The sequence below is a fragment of the Plantactinospora sp. BC1 genome (genome assembly GCF_003030345.1).
Taxonomy (GTDB): Bacteria; Actinomycetota; Actinomycetes; order Mycobacteriales; family Micromonosporaceae; genus Plantactinospora.
Genome location: NZ_CP028158.1, coordinates 358,697 through 371,881, shown reverse-complemented (window position 1 = coordinate 371,881; position 13,185 = coordinate 358,697). Strand labels below are relative to the sequence as shown.

Genomic DNA, 13,185 nt, shown 5'->3' with positions numbered 1-13,185 from the left:
CGCAGCAGCAGCTCATCCGGCGGCGACGACCCGCGACCGGCGCGAGGTACGGGCCGGGCGGCGCAGGTACCACTCGGCCACGGCGAGGTTGATCAGCCAACCGGCGAGCACCAGCGCGGCGCGTACGTTCCCGTCGGGCTGCTCGCCGGTCGCCGCCACGTACGGCGCGTGGGTGAACGCCTGCGTGCCGGCGCCGAGGCCGATCGCGTAGCCGCGCGCCATCCAGGCCCGGTGCCGGGTGAAGTCGCGGCGGAGTACGGCGGCGAGGCCGAGCAGGATCGAGGCGGCCATCGCCGAACCGAAGAGCAGCCGCAGGCCGGCGAGTACGTCGTTGTCATGGGCCGGCAGGTCGTACCCGAACGTCATCCACAGCCCGGAGAGGGCGACCACGAGTCCACAGGGGACGACTATCCGGCCGGCGACCCGGTGCCAGCGACGGCGGCGCAGCCCGGGCACGAACTGGAAGGCGCCGAGGATCGTGTAGACCACCGCGCCGACGACGTGCAGCACCACCGGCAGCGGGTCGGCGACGAAGCGGGCGTTCGCCGGGGTGACCTCCGGACCGAGGCCCAGCTCGGTCACCCGCACCGCACCGGCGATCATCGGGATCAGGCCCAGCAGGATCAGCGCGGCCGGCAGCCGCCACTCGCGTCTCGTCATGCCGTCGATGGTGGCCGTCGTACCCGCCCCGGCTCATCGGCACAAGGGCCGCGATCGGGCCGTCCCATGGTGGTACCCGGTCGTCGTACCTTCGGCGGCAGCCGTCACCGACCGGGATGCCGGCGGGTCTCGTACGCCCACATCGCGATCTCGACCCGGTTACGCACCCCGAGTTTCGTCATCAGGCTGGTGACGTGCGACTTGACGGTGCTCAGCGTGATGTACAGCTCGTCGGCGATCTCCCGGTTGGTGCGCCCCCGCGCGACCGCGGCCAACACCTGCTCCTCCCGGTCGGTGAGCGCCTCGACCGGCTGCTTCGGCGGGGCGGCCGGACCCGCGTCGGCGAACGCCTTCAGCAGCCGGGTGGTGACGTTCGGCGCGATCAGCGCCTCCCCGTCGGCGGCCGCGTGCACGGCCTGGGCCAGCAGGGCGGGGCCGGCCTCCTTGAGCAGGAAGCCGCGGGCACCGGCGCGCAGTGCCGCGTACACGTAGTCGTCGAGGTCGAAGGTGGTGATGACGACCACCGCGAGCGGCTCCGCGACCGACGGCCCGGCGAGCGCCCGGGTGGCCTCGATGCCGTCCATGCCGGGCATCCGGATGTCGAAGAGGCACACGTCGGGGCGGAGCCGCCGAGCCAGCTCGACCGCCCGGCGGCCGTCGCCGGCCTCGCCGACCACCTCGATGCCGGGCTGCGCGTTCAGGATCATGGTGAGGCCGGTGCGGACGATCTCCTGGTCGTCCGCGACCAGCACCCGCACCGTCACGAACCAGCCCCCGCGCGCGGGAGCACCGCCGTCACGGTCCAGCCACGGTCGGGGTTGGGGCCGGCCTCGCAGGTGCCGCCGAGCAGGCCGGCCCGCTCCATCATGCCCACCAGGCCGAACCCGGGCGAGCCGGCCGGGCGGGCGGCGCCGGGCTCGCCGTCGTCGCTGACCCGCAGCCGTACCGAGGTGTCGTCGGCCGCGACGCTGACCTCGATCCGGGTGGCGTGCCGGGCGTGCCGGCGGGCGTTGGTGACCGACTCCTGGGCGAGGCGGTAGAGCGCGGAGCCGACCGTGGGCGGAAGGTCGTCGACGTCGCCGCGGATCTGCACGTCGACGGCGGGCCCGGCCCGGAACCGGCCGGCGAGCCGCCCGATGTCGGCGACCCGGGGGCTGGGCGCCAGGTCGGCGGGCTGGTCGCGGCGCAGCACCCGGACCATCGCGCGCATCTCGGCGAGCGCGCGGGACGCCTCGGCCTCGATCACCCGGAGCGCCTCCACGGCGGCGTCGGGCTGGCTGGCCGAGGCGGCGATGCCGGCCTGGGCCCGGATCGCCATCGCCGAGACGTGGTGGGCCACGGTGTCGTGCAGGTCGCGGGCGAGCCGCTCCCGCTCCAACAGCTTGACCCGGTCGAACTCCCGCAGCCGGGCGGCGGCCCGGAACCGGACCGCGACCCCCAGGGTGGCGGCGGCGAAGAGCACCGCGAAGCCGGCGACCACCTCGCCGCCGGTGATCGAGCCGGCCAGGCCGGTGACGACCACCTTGGCCACCACGAAGACCGAGCCCAGCAGCACGTCCCGGCCCGACCCCCAGCGGAACAGCGCGTAGCAGAGCAGCAGCAGGAAACTCGTCGCGTACATGTCGCAGGGGTCGCCCGGTAATACGAGCGGGGCGAGCGCGGTGCAGCCGAACGCGGTCGCCACCGTCGCGAGCGGCCGGGTACGCCGCCACAGCAGGGTGGCGAGCAGCGCGAGGGCGACGACGACGCAGCCCACCCGCCACGGCAGGTCGGGCCGGAAGGCACCCTCCAGCACGATCGCCGGTGCGAAGCCGGCGAGCAGCGCCCAGTCGCGCCACACCCGGGCCGGGGCGTGTGGGGCGGCCGGCTCGGCAAACACGGCGCGCAGGCGGGGGTGCACGGAACCATCGTACGAACGCTGGTGCGCTTCCAGATCGGCCCAAAGTACGACTGGTATGCCGGCCCCGGCACCCGCCTCGGCTCGTTTGCCCGCACCCGCTACGGGTAAGTGCCCGCCACTACGGGTAAGTGCCCGCCACGGCACCCGCGCCGTCGGTCCGGTGCTGGGCGGTGGGACGGGAAGGAAGGGTGCCGCATGAGCGAGCCGGCCCTCCCGCACGTCCAGCCGGAGGAGAACTCCCGGCACGGGCGGCTCTCCGTACGCCCCTGTCCCCCGGTCAGCCCCGCCGAGGCTCGGAGCGGGCTGCTGCGCCAGGAGGCGCCGACCGGGGAACTGCTGGCCCTCACCTACGCGCCCGCTTCGACCGACCAGCGCCCCCGGCACCTGGTCCTGCTGCTGCACGGTGCCGGCGGTTCAGCCCGGCAGGCCCTCGACCTGCTGCTGCCCGTCGCGGACGAGCATCGCCTCCTCCTGGTGGCACCGAAGTCGACGGACAGCTCCTGGGATCTGATCATCGACGGTTTCGGACCCGACGTACGCATGATCGACCGGATACTCGAGCACGTCTTCGAGTCCTTTCCGGTCGACCGGCTCACGATCGGAGGCTTCTCCGACGGCGCGTCGTACGCCCTGTCGCTCGGGTTGACCAACGGCGACCTCTTCGACGCCGTCGTCGCGTTCTCCCCGGGCTTCGCCGCACCGCTGGTGACGCACGGAAAGCCACGCGTCTTCGTCTCGCACGGAACCGGGGACCGGGTCCTGCCCGTCGACCGGTGCAGCCGCCGGGTGGTACCCCAACTGGAGGCCCTCGGCTACCCCGTGACCTACCAGGAGTTCGACGGCAACCACGAGGTACCCGCCGCCGTCGTCCAGCAGGCCACCCGGTGGCTCCGCTCCCCCGGGACGAACGACGACTCAGGCGGCGGGTCCACCGACGGCCCGCGGTAGGCGGTCCTCCACGACGTCCGGCGGTAGGCGGTCCTCCAGTAGCGGCCGGCAACCGTGGTGTCCGTCAGACCGAGACCGCCCCGGTGACGGCGGCGAGCGCCTCGACGGCGTCACCGACCGCCGACGGCTTCGCGTACAGCCGGTCGGCGATGACCACCAGGTCCAGGCCGGACGAGGCGAACGTGCGGAACGCCTCGGCACCGGCCCGCGCGGTCGGCTGGCCCTTGACGTTCAGCGAGGTGTTCATCAGTACCGGAACACCGCAGAGCCGTTCGAACTCGTCGAGGATGCGCCAGAACCGGGGGTTCTCCGCCGCGAACACCGCCTGCACCCGGGCGGTACCGTCGTCGTGCACCACGGCCGGGATGACCGGCCGGGCGTGCGGGTGCACCGCCACCGCGACGGTCATGTGCCGCAGGTTGGTCCCGGCCGGCACGACGAAGTACCGGCTCGCGGACTCCGCCTTCACCGCCGGGGCCAGCGGCCGGAACTCCTCCCGGAACTTGACCGCCGCGTTGACCCGCTCCCGGGCCCCCCGGTCGCGCGGGTCGGCCAGGATGCTGCGGTTGCCCAGCGCGCGGGGGCCGAACTCCAACCGGCCCTGGGCCCAGCCGACGATGTGGCCCCGGGTGAGCAGCCGCGCCACCACCTGCTCGGCCACCCCCGGCCCGACCCGCACCGACCAGTACGGCTGGTCGGCCGGCGGGCCGTCCTCGGTCACCTCCGGGCCGAGATAGGTCATCGCCGGGTAGTCGACCGCCTCGGTCGGCGGGGCGGCCACCGCGAGCGCGGCACCGACCGCGGTACCCTCGTCGCCGGCCGCCGGCTGCACGTAGATCGCGTCGACCAGACCGGAGTACGCGAGCTTGCCGATCGCGGCGCAGTTCAGCGCCACGCCGCCGGCGAAGGCGACCCGGCGCAGCCCGGTCCGCCGCACCCAGTGGCCGACGAGGTGGAAGATCGCCTGCTCCAACCGCTGCTGCGCGGCGGTGGCCAGGTCGATGTGCGCCTGGCTCAGCGCCTCGCCCGCCCCTCGTTCCGGACCGACCCGCCCGGCGAGCCAGGCCCGGGACCCGGCGAAGGTCTCCCGGCTGCGCGGGTCGCGGTTGTGCCGCAGCACCGGCACGTCGAACCGCCCGTCCGGGCCGAGTGTGACGGCCTCCGCCATCACCGACCGGTACCGTTCCGGGTCGCCGAGCGCGGCCAGCGCCATCACCTTGTACTCGTCGCTGTTCGGCCAGTACCCGGTGAACATGGTGACCAGGGCGTAGAAGAGTCCCAGGCTGCTGCGGTAGTCGAGGGTGGCCAGCCGGTGCAGCGCCCCGCCCCGCCAGGCGTAGACGCTGACCGCGTGCAGTTCGCCCATCCCGTCCAGCACCACCACCAGCGCCTCGTCGAAGCCGGCCGGGATCGCCGCGGTCAGCGCGTGCGCCTGGTGGTGTGGCACCGGCCGCACCCGGTGCTCGGAGAGTTCCGGCACGAACCGGTGCAGCAGCTCGGTCTGCCGCTGCGGCGCCAGCACCTCGGTGTAGCGGCGCAGCGCGTACGGCTCGCCCTGGGCGAAGATCTCGAACCTGGTGTGGTCGAAGTTGTGCGCCACCGCGTCGACCACGGCGAAGTCCAGGCCGGCCAGGCGCAGGCAGGACCGCATGGCGTCGACCGGGAAGGCGTGGTCGAACTTGCGGCCGGAGTACCGCTCCTGCTGGACCGCCGCGACCAGTGCACCGTCGACCACCAGTGCCGCCGCCGAGTCCAGCCCCTGGAACAGCCGCGCCTCGCGCTCGTCCAGGTCGGCGAAACCGGCCGCCTTCAGCTCGGCGGAGCCGTGCAGCCCGCTGTAACCGAGAACCACCCGGGGACGTTGTGCAGCCTCCATCGGTTCCCTCCCTTCAGTCGTCGGTCCGGCCGCGCCAGCGGAAGGTGCGGACGGCGACCACGAAGCCGAGTACGCACCAGGCGGCGAGGACCAGGGCCACCCGGTCGAGTTCCCAGCTCCCGGCCGGCTCCTGGCTCTGGTAGCCGTCGGGCAGGAACACCGACCGCATCCCCTGGGCGATCCACTTGAGCGGGAAGATGGCGGCCACCGTCTGCATCCAGGTCGGCATGGTGGCGAAGACGAAGTAGACGCCGGAGATGAACTGGAGCACGATCGCGATCGGTGACATCACCGCCGGAGCGGTACGGCCGTTGCGGACGAACCCGCTCGCCGCGATGCCCAGCAGGGTGCACGAGGCGATGCCGAGCGCGATGACCCAGAGATAGGTCAGCCACCGGTCGGCGGTGTCCGGCAGTCGCAGCCCGAAGAAGGCCGAGCCGATGCCGAGCAGCAGTACGTTCTGGGCCAGCGCGACGAACGCGACCATCGCCATCTTGCCGAGGAAGTACGCCGACCTCGGCATCGGGGTGCCGGCGAGCCGTTTGAGGGTGCCGATGTCCCGTTCGATCGGGATCGCGATGGCGACGTTCTGGAAGCTGACGCCGAAGAGGCCGGCCCCGATCATGCCCGCGACGAAGTACTGCGCGAGGTCGACGTCGCCCGGCAACCGCTGGCCGTGGAAGATCGCGCCGATCACGATCAGCAGCAGTACCGGGAAGAAGAAGGTGAAGACCACCGAGATGCGTTCCCGGATGAAGACCAGGAACTCCACGCGTACCCGGGCCCGGGTGACCGCCAGTACGGCCGGCAGCCGGGCGGGGAGTCCGGGGGCGGTCACGTCGGCTCTCCGATCATCCGCAGGTAGGTCTCCTCCAGGCTGGGCCGCTCGACCGCCAGCCCCGGCACCTCCGGTCCGTACTCGGTGGCCAGCTCGGCGACCAGCTTCGCCGGGGTACCGGTGCGGACGCTGCGGGGTCCGTCGGGGGTGAGCCAGCGGACCGTGGCGGGGGCGGTGGCCCGGCCGCCGAGGGTCTGCGGGGAGCCGATCTCCACGACCCGGCCGTCGACGATCACGGCGATCCGGTCGGCGAGATGCTCGGCCTCCTCCAGATAGTGGGTGGTGAGCAGGATCGTCGTGCCGGACCGGGCGAGATCGGCGATCAGGTCCCAGAACCGGCGGCGTGCCTCGGGGTCGAACCCGGTCGTCGGCTCGTCCAGGAAGAGCAGCTCCGGCCGGCCGACGATGCCGAGCGCGACGTCGAGCCGACGGCGTTGACCCCCGGAGAGGTACGCCGCGCGGGCGTCGCGCCGGTCGGTCAGCCCGACCAGCTCGATCACCTCGTCCGGGTCCCGCGGGTTCGGGAAGCAGGCCGCGATCGCCCGGGTCCAGTCCCGTACGGTGAGCGCCCCGCCCTGGGTCAGGTCGTCGGAGCGCTGCAACACGATGCCGAGCCGGGCCTTCCAGTCCGCCCGGCCGAGCGCCGGGTCGACGCCGAGCACCCGCACCTGGCCGGCGTCGCGCCGGCGGTGCCCCTCCAGGATCTCCACCGTGGTGGTCTTGCCGGCGCCGTTCGGGCCGAGCAGGGCGAAGACCTCGCCCCGGGGGATCGTCAGGTCGATGCCGGCCACCGCCGGCCGCCCCCGGTAGGACTTGCGCAGGTCGGTCACGGCGATGGCCACGTCGTCGCCCGGGACGCCGGCTCCGCCGGTCCGCCCGCTCACGGGTCCATCCGGCCGTCGCCGTCGGCCAGTACGGGCTGCCGGGCCCAGGCCGCCGGATCGGCCGGGTCGGCCGGCGGCTCGGCGCAGATCACGTACCGCTGCGGCGTCATCGCGGTACGGCGGCCCGGCATCGCGGCCACGCAGGCGGCGTGCGCCTCCCGTGGGGTCCGGGCCGAGCCGCCGACCAGGTACGCCACCAGCCGGTGCCCGTCGCCGTCCGGGATCGCGAAGACCCGCCGGACCGGTGCGTCCAGCGACTCGTCGAGGAGTCGCTGTGCCTCGGCCAGCTCGACCCAGGAGGAGTCGACGAGTCGCCAACCGGCGCCGCGCTCCATCGGCTCGACACCGCTCACCTCGCCGATCCGGGACATCGGGAAGTCCCCCTCGGCCGCCGCCACCAGCACCCGCTCCACGCCGCGCAGCAGCTGGTCGATCTCCTCCGCCGGGATCCGGTTCCGGTCGTGGGCGATGATGCCGAGCACCAGTTCACCGCGCTTCTGCATCAGCCGGAACGCCAGCAGCGGGGAGATGGGCGGCCAGTCCTGCCACCAGATCCGGCTCTCGCCGAGCGCTTTCCTGGCTTTCCGGCCAGCGGTCGGGTCGGCCACCGCCTCGGTCGGGTCGGCTGCCGCCTCGGTCGGGTCGGCTGCCGCCTCGGTGTCGTTGAAGGTGCTGGCGTCGTTGAAGGTGGTGTCCCGGCCGTACCAGTTGCCCCGGTCGTGGTGGATCCGATCGATCATCCGGACCCGCGCGACGTCGTCGACCAACGCCTGTCGCCCGGCCCGCAGCACCGCGCCGCCCACCCGCCGCAGCTGGTCGTCGTAGCTCTCGGCGTCGATGTCGACCGGCACCAGACTGTCCGCGGCCAGCGGTCCGATGTACTCCCGGAGCCGACGCTCGATCCGGTTGCTGGCCAGGGTCGGCAGCGGGAAACTCCGGTGCCCGGTGCGCCGGGCCAGCACCGCGCAGATCGCGGTGAGCACCGCCATCGACTCGCTCGCACCCACCCGGGCGGTGATCTGCGGCAGGGCCAGCGCCCCGGCCCGGGACCAGAGCCAGCCGGAGAGGGCGCCGCCGGGTGGCGCCGTCGACCGCGGTGCCGCCCAGGTGCACTGCGGTAGCCGCCGCAGGTGACGTTCCCAGTACCCGAGGGCGGTGTCGAGCCGGCGTCGCCCGGCCGGTGACCGCTCGTACGCCGCCTGGTCCAGCGGCTGGTGCGTCGGCGGTCCGACGTGCCGGCGGGCCGGATCGGCGGCGAGTGCGGTGAACTCCCGACCGAGCAGTTCCGCGCTCATCAGGTCGACGACGACGTGCGAGTAGACCACGGCCGCGACGGTGAGCACGCCGTCGCGTACGGCGACCGCGGCGCGCAGCGGCAACTCCTCGGCGAGGTCGAACTCGGCGTTGCGGAGCCGGTGGAAGAGTTCCTCGATCAGCGCCGGTGGATCCGCCTCGCCGTGTTCGTACACGTCGACCGGCAGCTCGCAGTGCGCGAGTACCCGCTGCACCTGTTCGCCCCGACCGGGAAAGAGGGTCCGCAGACCCTCGTGCCGGGACACCAGCACGCCGAGCGCGGCCACCACGTCGTCGACGTTTGCGCCCGGGGGCAGTTCCAGCGGCGCCGCCGCCCAGCGGCCGTACGGCTTCTCCTGGTTGATCCACTTCAGCATGCCGAGGTGGCCGAGGGTGAGCGGCCCGTCGCCGCCCCGGCCGCCGACCACCTTCGCGTACCGCCGCTCCACCCGGACCAGCTCGACAGTGGACGTCCGAGGACCGACGACCGGAGGCGGAAAGAGGTCTATCGGCTTTATTCCCATTGCCGTCTCCTCAGGGAAACCGGAAGTGGCGGCGGCCACCCGACCGGCGCGTCGATTCGCCGGTCCGTCGGCACACGTCGAGCGGATGGGTGGCTCGCTGGCTGCCGAACACGCTAGGCGAATTGCTCGGCCCGTGGCAATCGGGGAAACCCGAGCCTTTTCGAGAACATTGAAGAGCGTCGAGATCCTGGGGGATTCCCCAGTTCCGCCGAACGGGCGCCGCACATAATCTGGCATCGCCGCGCGCCGTCGTTGTGCGACAGTGCCGCGCCGGCGTACCGCTCACTGGGAGGAATCGGTGGCCGCTCACCTGGAGAAATCGGTGGCCAAGCCCGTCACGAGCCTGTTGCGTGTCGAGGCGTTCGCCCCGGAACGGTCCTGGGCCGTCGAGGAGATCGCCGAGGCGAATGGACTGAACCGACATCAGGCACGCATGTTCCGGCGCATTCGCGGACTCGACCGGATACACCTCGACCCCGACCTGGACCTCTTCGACCTGCTCGCCGCCCCGGCCGAGAAGGTCCTCCGCTCGGTCTCCGACCCGGGCCGCATCCGGTACCTGATCTACGCACACACCTTCCCCGACCTCACCCCGTCGTTCGTCTTCGCGGCCGACCGGCTGCGCGAGCGGCTGGGCCTGGTCGACGCGGACGCCTTCGCCGTCACCCACCAGATGTGCGCCAGCAACCTGGCCGCGCTGGACGTCGCCAGCGAGCTGCTCCGCGCCGACGGCGACCCGACCGCGCAGGCGCTGGTGGTCACCGGCGAGAAGCCGTTCACCGGCCTGGTGCGGTACATGCTCAACGTCTCGGTGACCGGGGAGGGCTCGGCGGCGTGCCTGCTCGGCGTCGACGGCACCGGCAGCCGGATCCTCTCCTACGCCGCACACACCGCCGGTGAGTTCGCCGACGGCTTCCGGATGACGGTCGAGCGGCAGAAGGAATTCGACGACACCTACAACGTCCACCTGTGGGAAATGATGCAGGAGGCGTTGCGCCGGGCCGGGCTGGAGATTTCCGACATCGCGATGGTGGTCCCGCACAACGTCAACCGGACACTGTGGTTGCGGCTGTGCGCGAAGGTCGGCCTCGACCGGAGCCGCGTCTTTCTCGACAACATCGCGAGTTACAGCCACACGTACTGTTCCGATCCGTTCATCAACCTGGCGACGATGCGCGACCGCGATCTGCTGATTCCGGGGCAGTACTACCTGCTGACCTCGGTCGGGGTCGGCGCCACGTACGCCGCCATGGTCATCCAATACTGACGGAGGGTGGGCGATGGACACGAGCTATCTGCGTACGCTCAAGACGAACCTGCTCGGCGCGCCCACCGGGCGACTGGTCCTGCTCTGCAACTTCGAGGCCGAGAACTGGTGGGCCGAGGGACACGTCGGACTTCCCGCGCCGCGATTCGCCGCCCCGACCTCGGTGGTGGCCCGGATGGAGGAACACGGCGTCCTGCTGGCCGGCGCGGACGACGTACTGGTGCTCAAACACCCGCTCGACCCCGGCTACCGGGAGTACCTGACCGGGCTGGGGCTGCCGGTGCCGACCGTACTCGTGCCGGAGAACGTCCGGGCCGACCGGTCGACGACCGAGGACGTCCTCGACTCCCCCGGGCTGCTCGGCCGGCTGCACGCGCTCGGCGCCGCCGGGGCCCGACTGCTGCCGATGGGGACCACCGCGCTGGAGGAGAAGCTCGCCGACCGGTGCGGGCTGCCGCTCGCGGTACCCGACGCGGCCACCTTCGCCCGGGTCAACAGCAAGATCTACTCCCGCCGGCTGACCTCGGCCGCCGGGTTGCGGGCCGTGCCCGGCGACTGCTGCGAGAGCCGCGACGAACTCGCGGCGGTGCTGCACCGACGCCGGGCGGCGCTCGCGGACGGCACCCGATTCGTGGTGAAGGACGCCTACGGGGTCTCCGGCAAGGGGCTCCTGCTGCTGGACCGCCCGGAGACCGCCGACCGGCTGCTGCGGATGGTCGACCGGCGGGCCGAGCGCAGCGGCGACGACCGGCTGCACGTGGTCGTCGAGGAGTGGCTGGAGAAGAGCCACGACCTCAACTACCAGCTCACGGTGGCCGGCGACGGCCGGGTCACCCTCGACTTCGTCAAGCGGGCGATCACCGAGAACGGCGTACACAAGGGACACCTGATGCCGGTCGCGCTCACCCCACGGCAGCGGGCCGAGCTGGCGCACGCCGCCGAGGTGGTCGGGACCCGGCTGCACGCCGACGGGTACGTCGGGGTGGTCGGCGTCGACGCGGTCGTCGCCACCGGCGGCGAGCTGTACCCGGTACTGGAGATCAACGCCCGGCTGAACATGTCGAGCTACCAGGGCGGGGTGACCGAGCGGTACCAGCCCGACGGGCACGTGGCGCTCGCCCGGCACTACCCGCTGCGGCTGGCCGCGCCCGTCTCCTTCGACGAACTCGCCCGCACGCTCGGGCCGGTACTCGACCGCACCGGCGCCGAGCGGTTCCTCATCACCTGTTTCGGCACGGTCAACGCCGACGCCGATCGTCCGCCGCCCTTCGACGGCCGGCTGTACGCCCTGCTCGTCGCCGCCGACCAGGCGGGGCTGGCGGCACTGGACGACGCCGCCCGGGCCGCCCTCGCCGGCCTCGCACCCGACGAGCGCCGCCCTACCGGAGGAGCGCCGATGCCCGAACCCCGCGCCGACATGACCGCCACCGCAACGGAGGAACGGCGATGACCGACCACTACGCCGAGATCGCCGAGAGGTTCGGCACCCCGGTGTACGTCTACGACGGCGACCTGCTGCGCCGCCGGTACGAGACGCTGCGCGGCCGGCTCCGTCCCGACGTGGACATCTTCTACTCCGCCAAGGCGAACCCGAACCTCAGCGTCTGCGCGATCTTCGGCGCCCTCGGCGCGGGTCTGGAGGTCTCCTCGCTGGCCGAGCTGGTCACCGCCGAGCGGGCCGGGGTCGACCCCGCCGACGTGATCTTCCTCGGCCCCGGCAAGTCCGCCGAGGAACTGCGCGCCTGTTGCGAGCGCGGCATCTACGCGGTGGTCTGCGAGTCGCTCGACGAGGTGCTGGCGCTCGACGCGCTGGACGCGGCCGCCGGCCTGCGGGTGGTGCTGCGGGTCAACCCCGACTTCGACACCCACGGCTCGCGGCTGGCGATGGGCGGCAAGCCGCGCCAGTTCGGCATCGACGAGGAGATCCTCCGGGACGGCCCGGCCGCGCTGCGCGGGCTGCGCCGGGTACGCGTCGCCGGGATCCACGCCTACCTCGGCACCCGCATCCTGGACGCGGCGACGGTACGGCACAACACCCGGGGCGTGCTGGCCATGGCGGAGGCGCTCGCCAAGGCGCTCGACATCCCGCTGGAGATGGTGGACATCGGCGGCGGCTGGGGCGTGCCGTACTTCGACAACGAGACCGACCTCGACGGCGACGCCGCGGTGGACGGCGTCAACGACGAGGTGGCCGCGTTCCGGGAACGCCACCCGGAGAGCAGGGTCGTCACCGAACTGGGCCGCTACCTGGTCGGCTGGTGCGGCACGTACGTGACCCGGGCCCGCTACGTCAAGCGCTCCAAGGGCGAGTGGTTCGTGGTCGCCGACGGCGGCACCAACCACCACATGGCCGCGGTCGGCGTCGGCAGCTTCGTCAAGCGGAACTTCCCGATCAGGTCGCTGAGCCGTCCCGACGAGCCGGCCGAACACGTCTACACGGTCACCGGGCCGCTCTGCACCCCCGGCGACGTGGTGGGCAAGCAGGTCCGGCTCCCCGAGGTACGCCCCGGCGACCTGCTCGGGGTGGAGCGCTCCGGCGCGTACGGCCCCAGCGCCTCGCCGGTGCTCTTCCTCAGTCACGGCCACCCGGCCGAGGTGCTCCTGCTCGACGGTGTGGCACACCTCGTCCGCAGCCGCGACACCGTCGAGGACCTGCTCCGGCCGCAACGCCTGGTCAGCCTGCCCGTGCCGGTGACCACCGCCACCACCGCCACCGCCTCACCCGAAGGGACCAGCCATGGAGAACAGTAAGATCATCGCCGACATCGAGCGGGCGCTGAGCGAGGTACTCCAGCGCCCGGTCTCCGGCATGCCGAAGGAGACCCGGCTCTTCGAGGACCTGCACCTGGACTCCACCTCGATCCTCGAACTGCTGATGGCCCTGGAGGACAGCGTCGGCATCGAGGTCGACCCGGAGAACCTGGAGATGTCCGACTTCACGTCGCTGGAGACCCTCGCCGAGTACGTGGCCGGCAACCTCGACGACAAGCCCTGA

12 protein-coding genes are annotated in these 13,185 nt (G+C 72.6%); 5 read left to right on the top strand and 7 right to left on the bottom strand.

The genetic code is table 11. The features are described 5' to 3' along the window. Positions 1-12: 12 nt before the first annotated feature. The 3 genes from C6361_RS01505 to C6361_RS01495 all read right to left on the bottom strand — a co-directional run bounded on the left by C6361_RS01505 (position 13) and on the right by C6361_RS01495 (position 2,560). Positions 13-660 carry a DUF2306 domain-containing protein gene (locus tag C6361_RS01505; RefSeq protein ID WP_107266502.1) on the bottom strand — a complete coding sequence of 216 codons (648 nt, stop codon included), beginning with the start codon at positions 658-660 and terminating at the stop codon, positions 13-15. 104 nt (positions 661-764) lie between these two features. Then, positions 765-1,424, bottom strand: a complete 660-nt coding sequence (locus C6361_RS01500; protein WP_107266501.1) for a response regulator transcription factor — start codon at positions 1,422-1,424, stop codon at positions 765-767. Beyond that, positions 1,421-2,560, bottom strand: a complete 1,140-nt coding sequence (locus C6361_RS01495) for a sensor histidine kinase (protein WP_107266500.1) — start codon at positions 2,558-2,560, stop codon at positions 1,421-1,423. Before C6361_RS01495 ends, C6361_RS01500 begins: the two co-directional genes overlap by 4 nt. 195 nt (positions 2,561-2,755) lie before the next feature. Between C6361_RS01495 and C6361_RS01490 the strand changes: the two genes are divergently transcribed. Continuing rightward, positions 2,756-3,508, top strand: a complete 753-nt coding sequence (locus tag C6361_RS01490; protein ID WP_107259545.1) for an alpha/beta hydrolase — start codon at positions 2,756-2,758, stop codon at positions 3,506-3,508. Between the two features lie 64 nt (positions 3,509-3,572). Here C6361_RS01490 and C6361_RS01485 read toward each other — a convergent pair whose 3' ends face one another. The 4 genes from C6361_RS01485 to C6361_RS01470 are packed head-to-tail and all read right to left on the bottom strand — an operon-like array spanning position 3,573 to position 8,923. Continuing rightward, positions 3,573-5,384, bottom strand: a complete 1,812-nt coding sequence (locus C6361_RS01485) for a carbamoyltransferase C-terminal domain-containing protein (RefSeq protein WP_107266499.1) — start codon at positions 5,382-5,384, stop codon at positions 3,573-3,575. Positions 5,385-5,397: 13 nt separating this feature from the next. After that, positions 5,398-6,222, bottom strand: coding sequence for an ABC transporter permease (locus C6361_RS01480; RefSeq protein WP_234359257.1), 825 nt, complete (start codon positions 6,220-6,222; stop codon positions 5,398-5,400). Further along, positions 6,219-7,106, bottom strand: coding sequence for an ABC transporter ATP-binding protein (locus tag C6361_RS01475; RefSeq protein ID WP_107266498.1), 888 nt, complete (start codon positions 7,104-7,106; stop codon positions 6,219-6,221). The genes C6361_RS01480 and C6361_RS01475 overlap by 4 nt, the downstream gene beginning before the upstream one ends. Next, complete coding sequence (locus C6361_RS01470; RefSeq protein ID WP_159079119.1) at positions 7,103-8,923, bottom strand: condensation domain-containing protein; 1,821 nt, start codon at positions 8,921-8,923, stop codon at positions 7,103-7,105. Before C6361_RS01470 ends, C6361_RS01475 begins: the two co-directional genes overlap by 4 nt. A gap of 322 nt (positions 8,924-9,245) precedes the next feature. Here C6361_RS01470 and C6361_RS01465 point away from each other — a divergent pair, with 322 nt between their 5' ends. The 4 genes from C6361_RS01465 to C6361_RS01450 are packed head-to-tail and all read left to right on the top strand — an operon-like array spanning position 9,246 to position 13,185. Next, positions 9,246-10,190 carry a 3-oxoacyl-ACP synthase III family protein gene (locus C6361_RS01465; protein ID WP_107259551.1) on the top strand — a complete coding sequence of 315 codons (945 nt, stop codon included), beginning with the start codon at positions 9,246-9,248 and terminating at the stop codon, positions 10,188-10,190. A gap of 13 nt (positions 10,191-10,203) precedes the next feature. Continuing rightward, positions 10,204-11,640: an ATP-grasp domain-containing protein gene (locus C6361_RS01460; RefSeq protein WP_107266496.1), complete on the top strand. Its 1,437-nt coding sequence runs from the start codon at positions 10,204-10,206 to the stop codon at positions 11,638-11,640. Continuing rightward, positions 11,637-12,941, top strand: a complete 1,305-nt coding sequence (locus C6361_RS01455; RefSeq protein ID WP_107266495.1) for an alanine racemase — start codon at positions 11,637-11,639, stop codon at positions 12,939-12,941. The genes C6361_RS01460 and C6361_RS01455 overlap by 4 nt, the downstream gene beginning before the upstream one ends. Then, on the top strand, positions 12,928-13,185 hold the full coding sequence (locus C6361_RS01450; protein WP_107259557.1) for an acyl carrier protein: 258 nt from the start codon (positions 12,928-12,930) through the stop codon (positions 13,183-13,185). Before C6361_RS01455 ends, C6361_RS01450 begins: the two co-directional genes overlap by 14 nt.

Bases quoted from the DNA above. Each gene is read 5' to 3' on its own strand.
- C6361_RS01470 (WP_159079119.1), bottom strand. From the start codon at position 8,923: ATGGGAATAAAGCCGATAGACCTCTTTCCGCCTCCGGTCGTCGGTCCT.
- C6361_RS01455 (WP_107266495.1), top strand. From the start codon at position 11,637: ATGACCGACCACTACGCCGAGATCGCCGAGAGGTTCGGCACCCCGGTG.
- C6361_RS01505 (WP_107266502.1), bottom strand. From the start codon at position 660: ATGACGAGACGCGAGTGGCGGCTGCCGGCCGCGCTGATCCTGCTGGGC.
- C6361_RS01490 (WP_107259545.1), top strand. From the start codon at position 2,756: ATGAGCGAGCCGGCCCTCCCGCACGTCCAGCCGGAGGAGAACTCCCGG.
- C6361_RS01450 (WP_107259557.1), top strand. From the start codon at position 12,928: ATGGAGAACAGTAAGATCATCGCCGACATCGAGCGGGCGCTGAGCGAG.
- C6361_RS01485 (WP_107266499.1), bottom strand. From the start codon at position 5,384: ATGGAGGCTGCACAACGTCCCCGGGTGGTTCTCGGTTACAGCGGGCTG.
- C6361_RS01460 (WP_107266496.1), top strand. From the start codon at position 10,204: ATGGACACGAGCTATCTGCGTACGCTCAAGACGAACCTGCTCGGCGCG.